Source organism: Halostella litorea (assembly GCF_004785955.1).
Taxonomy (GTDB): Archaea; Halobacteriota; Halobacteria; order Halobacteriales; family Natronoarchaeaceae; genus Halostella; species Halostella litorea.
Window position 1 is genome coordinate 243,206 of record NZ_SJER01000005.1, and the last position, 13,268, is coordinate 256,473.

14 protein-coding genes are annotated in these 13,268 nt (G+C 70.6%); 5 read left to right on the plus strand and 9 right to left on the minus strand.

What is annotated here, in order from left to right; translation table 11 throughout:
* Window positions 1–23 precede the first annotated feature (23 nt).
* Complete coding sequence (locus EYW40_RS16145; protein ID WP_135822687.1) at window positions 24–2,156, minus strand: AAA family ATPase; 2,133 nt, start codon at window positions 2,154–2,156, stop codon at window positions 24–26.
* A gap of 130 nt (window positions 2,157–2,286) precedes the next feature.
* Here EYW40_RS16145 and EYW40_RS20340 point away from each other — a divergent pair, with 130 nt between their 5' ends.
* Complete coding sequence (locus EYW40_RS20340; RefSeq protein ID WP_259370033.1) at window positions 2,287–2,421, plus strand: DUF7128 family protein; 135 nt, start codon at window positions 2,287–2,289, stop codon at window positions 2,419–2,421.
* A 33-nt stretch (window positions 2,422–2,454) separates the two neighbouring features.
* On the opposite strand, the gene EYW40_RS16150 is transcribed toward EYW40_RS20340, so the two are convergent.
* Window positions 2,455–2,688 carry a DUF7508 domain-containing protein gene (locus EYW40_RS16150; protein WP_135822688.1) on the minus strand — a complete coding sequence of 78 codons (234 nt, stop codon included), beginning with the start codon at window positions 2,686–2,688 and terminating at the stop codon, window positions 2,455–2,457.
* Window positions 2,688–3,101, minus strand: a complete 414-nt coding sequence (locus tag EYW40_RS16155) for a DUF5796 family protein (protein WP_135822689.1) — start codon at window positions 3,099–3,101, stop codon at window positions 2,688–2,690. The genes EYW40_RS16150 and EYW40_RS16155 overlap by 1 nt, the downstream gene beginning before the upstream one ends.
* Window positions 3,102–3,256: 155 nt before the next feature.
* Here EYW40_RS16155 and EYW40_RS16160 point away from each other — a divergent pair, with 155 nt between their 5' ends.
* The 3 genes from EYW40_RS16160 to EYW40_RS16170 all read left to right on the plus strand — a co-directional run bounded on the left by EYW40_RS16160 (window position 3,257) and on the right by EYW40_RS16170 (window position 5,062).
* Window positions 3,257–4,108, plus strand: a complete 852-nt coding sequence (locus tag EYW40_RS16160; protein ID WP_135822690.1) for a shikimate kinase — start codon at window positions 3,257–3,259, stop codon at window positions 4,106–4,108.
* Window positions 4,066–4,371 carry a chorismate mutase gene (locus EYW40_RS16165; RefSeq protein WP_135822691.1) on the plus strand — a complete coding sequence of 102 codons (306 nt, stop codon included), beginning with the start codon at window positions 4,066–4,068 and terminating at the stop codon, window positions 4,369–4,371. Before EYW40_RS16160 ends, EYW40_RS16165 begins: the two co-directional genes overlap by 43 nt.
* 157 nt (window positions 4,372–4,528) lie before the next feature.
* On the plus strand, window positions 4,529–5,062 hold the full coding sequence (locus tag EYW40_RS16170) for a LysE family translocator (RefSeq protein WP_237560626.1): 534 nt from the start codon (window positions 4,529–4,531) through the stop codon (window positions 5,060–5,062).
* Window positions 5,063–5,235: 173 nt separating this feature from the next.
* Here EYW40_RS16170 and EYW40_RS16175 read toward each other — a convergent pair whose 3' ends face one another.
* The 4 genes from EYW40_RS16175 to EYW40_RS16190 form a co-directional block, all read right to left on the minus strand.
* Window positions 5,236–7,668: a DUF2309 domain-containing protein gene (locus tag EYW40_RS16175; RefSeq protein ID WP_135822693.1), complete on the minus strand. Its 2,433-nt coding sequence runs from the start codon at window positions 7,666–7,668 to the stop codon at window positions 5,236–5,238.
* Window positions 7,658–9,142: a proton-conducting transporter transmembrane domain-containing protein gene (locus EYW40_RS16180; protein WP_135822694.1), complete on the minus strand. Its 1,485-nt coding sequence runs from the start codon at window positions 9,140–9,142 to the stop codon at window positions 7,658–7,660. The genes EYW40_RS16175 and EYW40_RS16180 overlap by 11 nt, the downstream gene beginning before the upstream one ends.
* Window positions 9,143–9,435: 293 nt before the next feature.
* Window positions 9,436–9,918, minus strand: a complete 483-nt coding sequence (locus tag EYW40_RS16185) for an Lrp/AsnC family transcriptional regulator (RefSeq protein WP_135822695.1) — start codon at window positions 9,916–9,918, stop codon at window positions 9,436–9,438.
* Window positions 9,919–10,030: 112 nt separating this feature from the next.
* A complete protein-coding gene (locus EYW40_RS16190; protein WP_135822696.1) occupies window positions 10,031–10,717 on the minus strand; it encodes a carbonic anhydrase in 687 nt (228 codons plus the stop codon).
* A gap of 133 nt (window positions 10,718–10,850) precedes the next feature.
* Between EYW40_RS16190 and EYW40_RS16195 the strand changes: the two genes are divergently transcribed.
* Window positions 10,851–11,333, plus strand: a complete 483-nt coding sequence (locus EYW40_RS16195; RefSeq protein WP_135822697.1) for an 8-oxo-dGTP diphosphatase — start codon at window positions 10,851–10,853, stop codon at window positions 11,331–11,333.
* Here EYW40_RS16195 and EYW40_RS16200 read toward each other — a convergent pair whose 3' ends face one another.
* Together EYW40_RS16200 and EYW40_RS16205 are read right to left on the minus strand one after the other, a co-directional pair.
* Window positions 11,334–12,230, minus strand: a complete 897-nt coding sequence (locus EYW40_RS16200) for an ABC transporter permease (RefSeq protein WP_135822698.1) — start codon at window positions 12,228–12,230, stop codon at window positions 11,334–11,336.
* A complete protein-coding gene (locus EYW40_RS16205) occupies window positions 12,227–13,255 on the minus strand; it encodes an ABC transporter ATP-binding protein (protein ID WP_135822699.1) in 1,029 nt (342 codons plus the stop codon). The genes EYW40_RS16200 and EYW40_RS16205 overlap by 4 nt, the downstream gene beginning before the upstream one ends.
* Window positions 13,256–13,268 lie beyond the last annotated feature (13 nt).

A 13,268-nucleotide genomic window follows, 5' to 3' on the forward strand; every position in this document is an offset into this window, starting at 1 on the left:
TAGCCGGGCTGAGCGTCGCCGGGTTACCGGCCGCTCGGGTCGACCGCCTCGACCGCCGCGTCGAAGTGCGCCGGCGTGACCGCTATCTCCTCGGCGCGTCGGTTCGCCTCCTCGGGGCCGAATTCGTCCGCGAGTTCGCGGATCGCCCGCATCGTGGCGTCTCTCACGACCGCTTCGAGGTCAGCGCCGGTGTAGCCCGCCAGGTCGGCGGCCAGCGCGTCGAGGTCCACGTCGTCGGCGAGCGGCTTCCCGCGGGCGTGGACGGCGAGGATCTTCCGGCGCGCGGCCTCGTCCGGTTCGGGCACCTCGACGTGCGTGTCGATGCGACCGGGCCGGAGGATCGCCGGGTCGATGGCGTCCCGGCGGTTCGTCGCCGCCAGCACGACGACGTTGGGGTTCTCCGCGAGGCCGTCCAGTTCGGTCAGCAACTGGGAGACGACGCGCTCGGTCACCTCGTGGCCCTCGCCCCGGCGGGCCGTGACGGCGTCTATCTCGTCGAAGAAGACGATGCTCGGCGCGGCCTGCCGGGCGCGGTCGAACACCTCGCGGACGGCCTTCTCGCTCTCGCCGACGTACTTGTCGATGATCTCCGGGCCGTTCACGTGGACGAAGTTCACGTCCGTCTCGCCGGCCAGCGCGCGGGCGAGCAGGGTCTTCCCCGTGCCGGGCGGGCCGTACAGCAGGACGCCGCTAGGGGGGTCGGTGTTGGTCACCTCGAACAGGCGCTCGTAGGCGAGGGGCCACTCGACGGCCTCGGTGAGCGTGTCCTTGGCCGCCTGCAGGCCGCCCACCTCGTCGAAGCTCGTCGACGGCGTCTCGGCGACGTACTCGCGCATCGCCGACGGCTCGACGGCGGCCAGCGCGGCGTCGAAATCCGCGCGGGTCACCTCGCGGGGCACGTCGTCGTCGGCCTCGCGGAACCGCGGCAGCGCGTGCATCGCCGCCTCCGTCACGAGCGCGTGGAGGTCCGCGCCGACGAAGCCGTGGGTCCGGGCGGCGAGTTTCCCCAGCGACACGTCCTCGGCCAGCGGCATCCCCCGGGTCTGGACGGCCAGTATCTCCTCCCGCCCCGTCTCGTCCGGGACGCCGATCCCAATCTCGCGGTCGAAGCGGCCGCCGCGCCGGAGCGCCGGGTCGATGGCGTCCGGCCGGTTCGTCGCGCCGATGACGACCACGTCCTCGCGGCTGTCGAGCCCGTCCATCAGGCTCAGTAGCTGGGCGACGACGCGGTTCTCCGCGCCGTCGCTGTCGTCGCGGTCGCCCGCGATGGAGTCGATTTCGTCGAAGAACACGACTGCTGGCGCGTTCTGGGCCGCGCGGTCGAACGCCTCGCGCAGGCGCTCCTCGCTCTCGCCCTTGTACTTCGACATGATCTCCGGGCCGTGGACCGTGACGAACTCGGCGTCGACCTCGTTCGAGACGGCCTTGGCGATGAGCGTCTTCCCGGTGCCGGGCGGCCCGTACAGCAGGACGCCCTTCGGCGCGTCGACGCCCAGTTCGCGGAACAGTTCCGGCTCAGAGAGCGGGATCTCGATCATCTCCCGGACCAGTTCCAGTTCGTCGTCCAGCCCGCCGATGTCCTCGTAGGTGACGACGGCCTCGCCGTCGCCGCCGGCCTCCTCGCGCACCCCGGGCGCGTCCGGCTCGTAGGGGTCGGGGGCCGTGAACACCGTCGTCGACCGCGTCACGCGGACGGGGCCGTCCGGCTCCGTGTCGACGACGCGGAACGGCGCGTCGGCGACGCGTTCGAGCCGCACCTGCTCGCCGGCGCTGACCGGGCGGTCGTGGAGGTCGCCGGTGACGGCCCGCTCGACGACGCTCGCGTCGACGTCGTCCAGCGACGGCGGCGGCGCGACCGTGATCGACAGCGCGTCCTCGACGGCGCGCTTTGCGACGACGACCGTGTCGCCGATCTGTACCCCGGCGTTTGCCCGCGTGTCGGCGTCGACGAGGATCGCGTCGCTCGGCACGTCGCCGTCCGCCGGCCACACCTTGGCGACCGTCGTGCGCTCCCCCCGGACGACGACTGTGTCGCCCGAGAGGACGCCCAGTTTCCGGCGTGCCGCCTCGGGGAGCCTGGCGACGCCCCGGCCGGCGTCGCGCTTCTCCGCGCCCCGGACCGTGAGTTCGACGGCGGCGGACCCCTGCGAGTTCATGCCCGCGGCTAGTGCGGCGACGGCCTTGACCTTTTCCGGCGCCCGCCGCCCGCGGCGGCCCGTCGGCGGCGCGTCACCCCCGCCCCGGTCCGGAGAAACGCATATGGCGACGGGCGTTCGAAGTCATCACATGGTCGTACAAACGGAGCGCGACGACATGACCTGGTACGAGTGCGAGGCCTGTGGCCTGCTGTTCGACGACCGGGACGACGCGCGCCAACACGAGGAGAACTGCGACGCCGAGGAGCCGTCGTACATCCAGTGACGGCCGACCGGCCGCAGTGACGGCCCGTCGCGGTCACCCGCGGTGTTCCGCCGCGAGTTCCGCCGCCCGCTCGGCGGTGTTCGTCTCCTTCCAGCGGACCTGCGACCCGTCGCCGTAGGAAAGCGCCGTCTTCAGTTCGTCGCGGAGGACGCCGTGGCCGACCTCGACCACCTCACCGTCCTCGCCGAGTTCGTACACGCCGTACCGCTCCGGCGCTCGCCCGACGGTCTCCCGGGTCAGCGGCCGCCACTGCTTGCGCAGCGCCATCAGACGATCTCGTAGGAGCGTTCGCTCATCTCGTCCTCGGCGAAGACGAACACGCGGCCGCGGGCGACCTCCGGGTCGGCCTCGACGACGATAGCGTGGCCGTCCATCCGCGCGGTGACCCCCGGGAACAGTTCGGTCTCGTCCTCGACGAAGATCCGCCCGACGCCGGTCGTTTCGAGGATGTCGTCGTGCGTGTTGCGGTCGTTGACGTACATCATGACCCCCTCCGTCTCCGAGGGGTCGGTGACGAGCACCTGCACGAGTTTGCCGGGCGGCGTTCGGACCGCCCCCTCGACTTTCTCCGGGACGCCGTGGTACAGGACCTCGCGGCCGTCGACGTACTCGACGTACACCCCCTCCTCGACGAGGCGGACGCCGATGGTGGACGGCGAGACGTTGTTGCGAGCGCTCATACCCGGCGTTTCGCGCGGCGCGCCCAAAAGCGGCCCGCTCTCGCGGTCCCGGCCGCAGCGCGGTCCGCCGTCGGCCCGCCGCCACGCCGGCGACCGCCCCGGCCAAATCCGCGGGGACCGCCAGCGGTAAGTGCGTGATCTGACTCTCTCCCCGTATGGACGGTCGGGCGGCGGCTCCGGCGGCCGGGACGGTGCTGAACGCGCTCGCCTGCGGCACGGGCGCGGCGTTCGCCATCGACGAGGACACCACCGCGACGGTGCGCCTCGACGCGGACGCCGACGGCGTGCGCGGCGAGATAGCCGACGCGCCGGACGCCGACACCCGCTTGATCGAGCGCTGCGTCGAACTGGTGACCGCCGAGTTCGGCGACGGCGAGGGCGGCACCGTCCGGACCGAGAGCGACGTGCCGATGGCCTCGGGGCTGAAAAGCTCCAGCGCCGCCGCCAACGCGACGGTGCTGGCGACGCTGGACGCGCTCGGGGTCAACGATGTCGACCGCGAGGCCGCCTGCCGGGTCGGCGTGACGGCCGCCCGCGACGTGGGCGTCACCGTCACCGGCGCGTTCGACGACGCCAGCGCGAGCATGCTCGGCGGCGTCACCGTCACCGACAACGAGTCCGACGAACTGCTCGCCCGCGAGGAAGTCGACTGGAACGTGCTGGTCTGGACCCCGCCCGAGCAGTCCTTCTCGGCGGACGCGGACGCCGCGCGGTGCCGCCGGATCGCCCCAGTCGCCGAACTCGTCGCGGAACTGGCCCTTGACGGGCGCTACGGCGAGGCGATGACCGTCAACGGCTTCGCGTTCTGCGCGGCGCTCGACGCCCCGACGGAGCCCATGCTGGAGGCCCTGCCGGACGTGACCGGCGTGTCGCTGTCCGGCACAGGCCCCAGCTTTACGGCGGTCGGCGAACGCGACCAACTGGAGGAACTACGAGACCAATGGGAGACACGACCGGGAACGACATGGCTGACGACGACACGGACGGACGGCGGCCGGACGAGATGAGCCTCGACGAACTCCGCGAGGAGATAGAGAGCATCGACCGCGAACTCGTCGAACTCATCGCGCGGCGCACCTACGTCGCCGACACCGTCGCGGAGGTAAAAGAACAGCACGACCTGCCGACCACCGACGAGGCCCAGGAGGCGGCGGTGATGGAACGCGCCGGCGAGAACGCCGAGCAGTTCGGCGTGGACGCGAACCTCGTGAAGGCGATCTTCCGGCTGCTGATCGAGTTGAACAAGGTCGAACAGCGCGAGAGTCGTTAGCAAATAGCACACCATCGGAAAGTACATACTCGGGAGTCGCTTCCGGCTAATTGTGAGGTGATGCGTATTAACGACAGCGACAATCGGCATCCTGATTCAGGGTATCGTTCTCGGATTCTCGATTGCGGCCCCGGTCGGCCCGATCGGAGTCCTGTGCATCCAGCGAACGCTTTCTAAAGGCCGGCTCTCGGGGTTCGTCAGCGGCCTCGGAGCGGCGTCTGCGGACGCCGTGTACGGGTCGATTGCGGGGTTCGGTATCACGGTGTTATCGTCGCTCCTGCTCGACCATCGGACGGCTATCCGTATCGGCGGTGGCCTCCTTCTCCTGTACCTCGGCGCTCAGTCGTTCCGTGCCGAGCCAGCAGAGACGGCGGTGTCCCCGTCGGACGTGGAGGGGCTCGTCAGGGACTACGGTTCGACGTTCCTACTGACGATAACCAATCCCGTGACCATTCTCGCCTTCATCGGCATCTTCACCGGACTGGGGGTCGGCGTCACGGGAGACTACACCGATGCCGCCGTGTTGGTTTGCGGTGTCTTCGTTGGCTCAGCGCTCTGGTGGTTCGCCCTGAGTATCGGTGTAAGCCGCTTCCGTTCGCGGTTCACTCGCCCGGTCATGCGTCGGGTGAATCAACTGGCAGGTGCAATCATCGTCGGCTTCGGGCTGCTCGGCCTTTGGAGTGCTCTGTAGTCGCGTTCTCTGTTTTCTTCGGCCGAAAACGCAGCAAAGTAGACGAAGTCCGTAACGTCAGTTTGAGACCTAAACAAGGTCGAACAGCGGGAGAACAGGTAGCCGTACACTGTTCGGAGGGGCTCTCCTGAGACGGTCGAACGATATGCTACCGACGTGACTCGCGTCCCGCCTCAGTCGTCCGCGCTGCTCGAAACCGTCGGGGTCGGCGGCTCGGCGGCGGACGGCTCCGACCGGACCGGCTCCCACTCCAGGTCACCCTGGTAGTGGAGCGCCGCGTTCTCCTGTTCGGGGTCTATCACCGTCAGCTGTATCCAGCCGTTGTCGAGGAGCCGGAGGAGTTGCTCGTGCTGGCGGAGGATCCCGGTGACCTGCTCGACGGGCGCGTGGATCAGCGCCGTCAGGCGCAGGGGCTGGTGGTGTGGCCGGTCGGCGTCGGCGTAGAGCGACTGGAGCGGGAGGCCGGTCATCAGGTCGCCGCCGTTGCCCTGGAACACGCCGACGTTGCCGACCGGGTTCTGCGTCACCTTCGACCCGCTGCCGTAGACGGCGTTGTCGACCGTGGCGAAGTAGTACTGGTTGTTGATCCACTGGGTGACCACGAGCGGGCCGGTGAGGATGGACTCCAGCGCGTCGCCGTCCGGGTCGGTGCGCCAGTCGTAGGAGTGGAGGAACGTGCGCCCGCCGAGGTCCTCGTCCGCGGTCAACTCGCGTGGGCCGACGACGAACGAGGCGTTGCCGGCCAGTCCCCACTCGGGACGGGTCTCCGCCCAGTCGGCGGCCCGGCGCTGCGTCTCGCGGACGCCGTCGGCGGTCGTGTCCGCCATCGAGTCCGTCCGCTCCGCGGCCGCGCCGGCCTGGGCTTCCGCGAGGTCGTCGCGCAACCGTTCGAGGTCCTCCCGGTGGCTCTCGGGCACCGCGCCGTCGAACAGGGTGACCTCGTCGGTCGTCGTGTTGTGCTCGGCGGCGAGGAACACGGTGTCGGCGGGGACGTCGAACCCCTGCTCGCGCAGTTCCGCCCTGACGTCCTCGTCGTTGCAGATGGCCGCGAGGACGCGGGCGTTCGGGCCGCCGGGGTTGCCGGCACAGGCCCCGCAGTCGAGGCTCGAATCGAACGGGTTGTTCGCCGTCTGACTGGCGTGGCCTGTGAAGACGACGAGGCGGGCGAACTCCTCCCAGCCCATCAGTTCGAAGGCCGACCGGGCGTACTCGACTTTCTCCTCCAGGTGGAGGCCCTCCCGGAGGTCGCGGACGGCATCCGGGTTGTAGTCGACCGACGGCTCGCAGAACACGCGTTCGGCGGGCGCACGGTCGGTGTCGTGGACGGCGTCGTAGACGCGGGCGGGGAGCAGCGTCCGGGCCGCGAGCGCGGCACCGTACCCCGGCCCGGCGTGCTCGACGAAGCTGAACGCCGTCGCCGCGTTGGATTTGAGCGACTTCAGCACGCCCTTGCCGGCGTTCAGGACCCCGTGCCAGCGGTCGTAGCGCTCCCGCTTGCCGTCCGCGCCGCCGGCCGGGCGGTCGGTGATGCGGTGCTGGGCGTCGACGACCGGCGGACAGGCGTCGACGGCGACGTCCGCGTCGTAGGCCTGATGGCGCATCGGGACGCCGAAGAACCCCGCGTAGCCGTGGGTCTCGTACGGCCCGACCGCCTCGATGTGGCGGCGGATGACCTCCGAGCGCGTGTCGATACAGAACACGAGCTGTGCGGCCCGCCGGCCGGACTCGTCCGCGGCGGGTTCGGGGACGGGGTCAGGGTCGGACACCGACTCCAGCAGCCGGTCGCGGTGGCTCTTCTCCCACGCGGTCAGCCAGGCCTCCCGACGCGGAGCGCCGTCGGTCCCGGCCGGGTCGGCGGCGCGGTCCACCGGTTCGATGGGGGCGCCGAGGCGGTCGGCGAGCAGCAGCCGGACCGCGACGTACTCGGTGAGCGAGACGGGGTAGGTCGACTGCCACGCGTCGGCGTCGTCGTCGTCGTCGGCCCGCCGCTTGACGAAGCCGGTCCAGCCGGGGAGCGCCGCGAGTTGCTGCTCGAAGATCGTCTCCCACTCCCCCTGCGGGAAGTCCGCCAGAACCCCCTCCAGCGCCGCCAGCGGCGTTTCCGGGAGGTCCGACGGGCTGTCGCAACCGGGTATCTCGCCGTCGTAGGGGGCCACCTCCCGCCAGGCCGCGTAGAACCCCTCCTCGCGGTCGGGCATCGGCCACTTGGCGTTGCCCTGGTCGAGGAAGGCGGTGAGCCACTTCGAGAGGACGCGGTCGACGCCCTCCGTGCGGGGATCGGTCCCGTCGGAGGCGGCGGCGTCGCTCGCCGTCATCCCGTCGAGCGACGTCTCGGGGTCCTCGTCGAAGCCGTGGGCCTCCAGTTCGGCGGAGAGCACCTCCGGGTCGATCCGCCCGGCCTCCCAGGCGTCCCGGAAGGTGGCGGGTGACGGGTACCCCTGCCCGCCGTACAGCTGGTTGGCCTCGGCGACCGCCCGGTGGAACGGCCGGTCCTCGAACCCGGACAGCGGGTTGGCCGTGACAAAGGAGTGGAGCGGCCAGGCCGAGCCGACGTGCTCCGCAGCGCGTTCGATACTGTTCGTGAGGTAGTCGCCTTCAAGCGTCATTGTAGTCCTCCTTCGTGGTCAGCACCGTTTCCGGGGCCGGCTGCGAGAGGTTCAGCAACGCGACGTAGAGGCGCTTGCTGGACCGGTGCCAGCCGCGGTCGACCGCGAGATACGCGGCGACGAAGAGGGCACCGACGGCGAGGTGGACGGCCGTCAGGTCGGTCGGCGCGGCGGTCATCGGAACGTCCGCCAGCAGCCCCGAGACGGCTTCGAACAGGAACCCGTAGACGGCGACCGGCACGACGACGATGACCGGGAGGCCGACGAGTTTGAACCGCGCAGGGATCCCCGACCGCGCGAGCACGTCGCGCGCCGCCTGCAGCGCCGTCAGGACCACCACGAGCGCGAGCAAAACGCCGGAGTCCGGTTTCGCCCCCTTGCCGGTGATCGCGACGAAGAGCGCGCCGCCGGCGAGCGCGGCGCCGAAACTGGCGGCGAGCCCCGGCAGCCCCGGGTCGGAGCGGGGGGACGCCGTCGGTGCCGTCCGTTCGACGGTCTCGCCGGCGGAGAGGAACAGGTACGCCTTGTAGAACCCGTGCAGGACGAGGTGGGCGATGGCGGCGGCGAAGAACCCGAGCCCGCACTGGAGGATCATGAAGCCCATCTGCGCGACGGTGGAGGCCCCGAGCTTGCGTTTGACGTCGGGGCGGACGAGCAACAGCGCCTGGCCGAGCAGGGCGCTCGCCGCGCCGACCACGACGAGCGCCGACATCGCCGCCGGGACGTCAGCGTAGAGCGGCGCGAAGCGGGTCAGCAGGATGCCGCCGGCGTTGACGAACCCGGCGTGCATCAGGGCGGACGCCGGCGTCGGTGCGGTCATCGACGACAGCAGCCAGCCGTGAAACGGGAACAGCGCCGACTGGATCATCGCCGCGAGGAACAGCCCCCCGATGGCGAGCCAGGCAAGGTCGGCCGGGAGGCTCCCGGCCCGAGCGACGATGCCGGAGACGGCGGTCGTCTCCGTCGCCCAGGCGAGCAGCGCGAGGGTACCGCCCAGCAGGCCGCCGCTCGCGAGGAAGTACCGGCGGGCGAGCGAACCGGCGGCCCGCGCCTGGTCCCAGCCGCGGACGTGGCCGATCAGGGAGGCCATCGTCAGCCCCATCGCCAGCCACGCCGCGGCGAACAGCGCGACGTGGTCGGCCGCGGCCATGGCCATCACCGCGAGCGTAAAGGCGAACGTCCGACCGAAGAACCGGTCGACGGCGGCGTCGCCGGCCATGTAGCGCCGGGAGTAGGAGTGGACGATCCCGCTGAAGAAGGTGACGACGACCCACACGACCGTCGTCAGCGCGTCGACGACGACGTAGCCGGGGAGGTGCCACTCGTACCCCCCGAGGTCCGAAACCGCCACCGTCGCCAGACTGAGCGCAAAGAGGGCCCAGACGCCGGCCGTCGTCGCTCGCGGCACCCCCGCGGACGACGGGGACGTCTCTGAGAGCTGTGCCGGGCCGTTCGTGTGGGATTGTCCAGTCATCGTTCGAGTCGCTACCCGCCAGCGCGGAGCGCCGGGGCACCGAAATCCCCGGCGACACTGCAACCGAGCTGGCCGGTCTTACACACTTCTACGAACAGTGCGGTTATTATAGCCTTCGGTATTACCAAATCGTTCTTGATCCAGAGATTGAAGAACAGAATGGTCGATCATGATGGATCCCGGTTGGCGAACTGCGGGCTGGACCCCTCTGATCGTCGTTCGGACGACTGAGCGGGAAACGCCGGGAGAACCAACGTAGCCCCCAGAAGTTCGCCGGGACGGACGCGGAGCGACTACTCGTCGTCCGCTTTCGGCCGCGAGGAGAAGTCGTCGAAGGGCGTCCGCTCGTGGCTGCGGACGAGCACCTCGTCGGCGACGGTCAGCCCCATCTCGAGGAGTTCCTGTGCGACCGGCGTGATATCGTCGTCGGCTTCGCCGACGGCCGTCACGAGCAGGTTCTTCTCGCCGGTGACCAACTCCTGAACGGAGATGACCCCCGGGATCGCGAGGATCTCGTCGATGAGGTCGCCCCGCTCCGGGATCGGTGCCGTACAGAAGAGGAGCATCCGGAGCGGGTAGCCCGACGTCTGATAGTCCACGTCGGCGCTGTAGCCCTTGATGACCCCCTCGGACTCCAGCCGCTGGATGCGCTTTCGCACCGTGCTCGACGACGCCTCGGTGCGGTCGGCGATCTCGGAGGACGAGAGGTTCCGAGCCTCCTCCTGGAGCGCATAGAGGATCTCCCGGTCGATATCATCGAGCTCGTGGTCGGCCATGCCTCGTGCTTGCCACCGGGAACACAAGGAGTTTCGGCTGCCGCGCCGGCGTCGTCGGACGCCGACGGGTCGGTCCGGCCGACACGGACGTGGCGGTGGGCGACAGGTTCGGTCAGTACGTCCAGAGGCGTTCGACCCGGCCCGCGACCGACGGCGACGCCTCCCGGAGCGCCCCGACGTCCGTCTCGCCGTCGGCGTTTATCACGTGGACCTCGCCGCGCCGCCCGGAGTAGATCCCCTGGAAGTCGTACACGACGCCGAACGCGTCCACCTCGTCGGGGACGTCGTCGCTCTCCAACAGGAACTCGACCTGCCGGTCGACGTTGTACTCGACGAGCCGGTTTATCGCCGCCGCGCGGTTCAGGCCGTCGGGGAGCGCCTCGACGCCGGGTTCGAGCCGCGCCCGCAACAGGTCGATGCAGTGGTCGATGCCGGCGGGTTCGTCGCCCGCGCCGCGGCCGGTGATCGCGTCGTACGTCGCCGTCACGGCACCGCAGCCCGTGTGGCCCACGACGATCGCCGTCTCCGTCCCCGTGTGTGCGATGGGGTACAGCACGTCGCCGGACACCGCCTCGCCGGCGTCGGTCCGCTGGACGACCCGGTTGCCGATGTTGCCGCAGGTGAAGACGTCGCCCGGCTCGTCGTTGCCCCACATGCGGTCCTGCAGGACGCGGGAGTCGGAACAGCAGACCGTGACCGCCGCCGGGCGCTGGGCGTCCTGCACGTCGTCGAAACGGTCCCGGAACGCCTCGGCGTGGTCGGCGTTGCGTTCCAGTAGCTCGACGAACGTCGGGTTCATACCGGCGGTAACGGCGGGTGGCGGCTATATTCCTTCGGCTTCGGGCGGGGGCCGCGATGGCGGCGACGCCCGGAGGGCCGCCCGCGGCGGCCGGCGGGGAAGACCTATACCGAACTGCCGAGAACGCCGGCGCATGCAGGAGGCGACGCTGTGTCACCCGGTCGTCGACGGCGAGTTGCTCCTCATCCGGAAACAGCGCGGGGTCGGCGAGGGGAAACTCGTCGGGCCGGGCGGGAAGGTCGAGGAGGGGGAGACGCCCCGCGAGGCGGCGCGGCGCGAGGTGCGGGAGGAACTGCGGGTCGACCCGGTCGGCCTGGCGAAGCGCGGCGAGTTCGCCTTCCACTTCCGGGACGGCGAGGTCGACGACGACTCCATGTACGTCCACGTGTTCGCGGCCGACGGCGTCGACGGCGAGCCGCGGGCGACCCCCGAGGCGGTGCCGGAGTGGCACCCCGCCGACGACCCGCCGTACGGCGAGATGTGGGTCGACGACCGCGTGTGGTTCCCGCACCTGCTGGCCGGCGAGCGGTTCGCCGGCGAGTTCGTGCTGGCCGACGGCGGCGAGTCGCTCCGCCGGTACGAGGTCGAGGTCGGCGCGGCCCTCGACGAGCCGTGACTACCGCACGTCGGAACTCGACGCCCGGCGGATCGCCGCGACGGCGACCGCCCCGAGCGCCAGGTCGAGTACGACCAGCACCGCGAGCGCCGGGAACAGCGTGTTCCAGACCGCGCCGAACTCGACACCGCCGACGGTCGTCGGGAACGCCGTCACCTCCACGACCGTCATCACGTCGCGGTCGAGGATCAGCGCCCGCGCGGCGTCGACGCCGTAGGTGACGGGGTTGTAGGTCGCGACCGTCCGGATCCAGTCGGGGAGCACCGCGAGCGGCAGGAACGCCGTCGAGACGAACAGCAGCGGGAACTGGAGCAGGTTCGCGCCGATGATCGTCGACTCCTGGTCGCGGGTGACCACCGCGAGCGCGTTCGACAGCGAGACGAACCAGACCGAAAAGAGGATCCCGACCGCCACGATGCCGAGCGCGCCGACGACCCCGGTCGCGATCTCCGCGCCGAGCAACACGCCCAGTCCGAGGATGATCGCTATCTGGACGACGATCCGGACCATCTCCGCGGCGGTCTTCCCGAGGAAGACGGCGGTCCGGTTCATCGGCGACACCATCACCTTCTCGAACATCCCCTCCTCGATGTCGTTGACGAGGCCGATTCCCGAGGTGGCGGCGGCGGCCAGCGACACCTGCATCGCGATGGCCGGCACGAGATACGTCTCGTAGGTGATCCCCCCGCCGCCCCGGTTGACGGCGCCGGTCGCCACCTGCCCGAACACCTGCGTGAACAGCACGAGGAAGATCACCGGCTGGACCAGCGAGACCACCAGCACGAACGGGTTGCGGACCGCCTTCAGGTTCCAGCGCTTGAAGTTGATCCACGCGTCCCCGAGAAACGTGTTGCCGGAGCGCCGCACCGACCGGTCGTCGCCGGCGTCGGCGCTCATCGGCTCGCCTCCGTCGCCGCCGTTTCCTCCGCGTCCGCGCGCTCGCCGGTGATGGCGAGGAACACGTCGTCGAGCGTCGGCGCGCGGACGTTGAACCCCGTCACCGACACGCCGGCGTCGCGCAGGGCGACCAGCAGGTCCGTGCCGCGCTGGCGCGCCGCCGGCGAGGTGACGGCGATGCCGTCCGCGGTCGTCTCGACGGCCGCCGCCTCGAACACGTCGCCCTCGCGGGCCACCTCGGCGGCCCGCCGCCGGGCGTCCTCGCCGCCCGCCACGTTCACGTCGAGTATCTCGCCGCCGACCTCCCGCTTGAGTTCGGCGGGCGACCCCTCCGCGACGATCCCCCCGTCGGCGATCACCGAGAGGCGGTCACAGAGCTGGTCGGCCTCCTCCAGGTACTGCGTGGTCAGGAAGATGGTCGTCCCGCGGTCGTTGATCCGCCGGAAGTACTCCCACAGCCGGTTGCGCGCGGAGGGGTCCAGCCCGGTCGTCGGCTCGTCGAGGAACACGAGCGGCGGCCGGTGGACCAGCGCCGTCGCGGCGTCGAGGCGCTTTTTCATGCCGCCGGAGAACCCGTCGGCGCGCTTGTCGGCGACGTCGGCCAGGTCGACCAGTTCCAGCAGTTCCTCGATGCGGTCGCCCCGCTCGCCCCGCGGGACGCCGTAGGCCTCGCAGGCGAACCGGACGTTCTCCCGGGCGGTGAGTTCGGGGTCGATGCTGGTCTCCTGGGCCATGTAGCCGATCGACTCCCGGACCGCCCGCGCCTCCCGGACGACGTCGAAGCCGTTGACGCGGACGTCGCCCCCCGTCGGCCGGAGCAGCGTCGCGAGCACCTTGATCGTCGTGGTCTTGCCCGCGCCGTTCGGCCCGAGGAACCCGAAGAACTCCCCCTCGGGGATCGCCATCGACACGTCGCGGACGGCTTCGGTGCCGTCGCCGTAGGTGAGTCGGAGCCCGTCCACGTCGACCGCGAGCGGCGCGTCGGCGGGCGGCCGTTCGGCGTCGTCTGCGACCGTCTCGCTCATGGCACGTCGTACG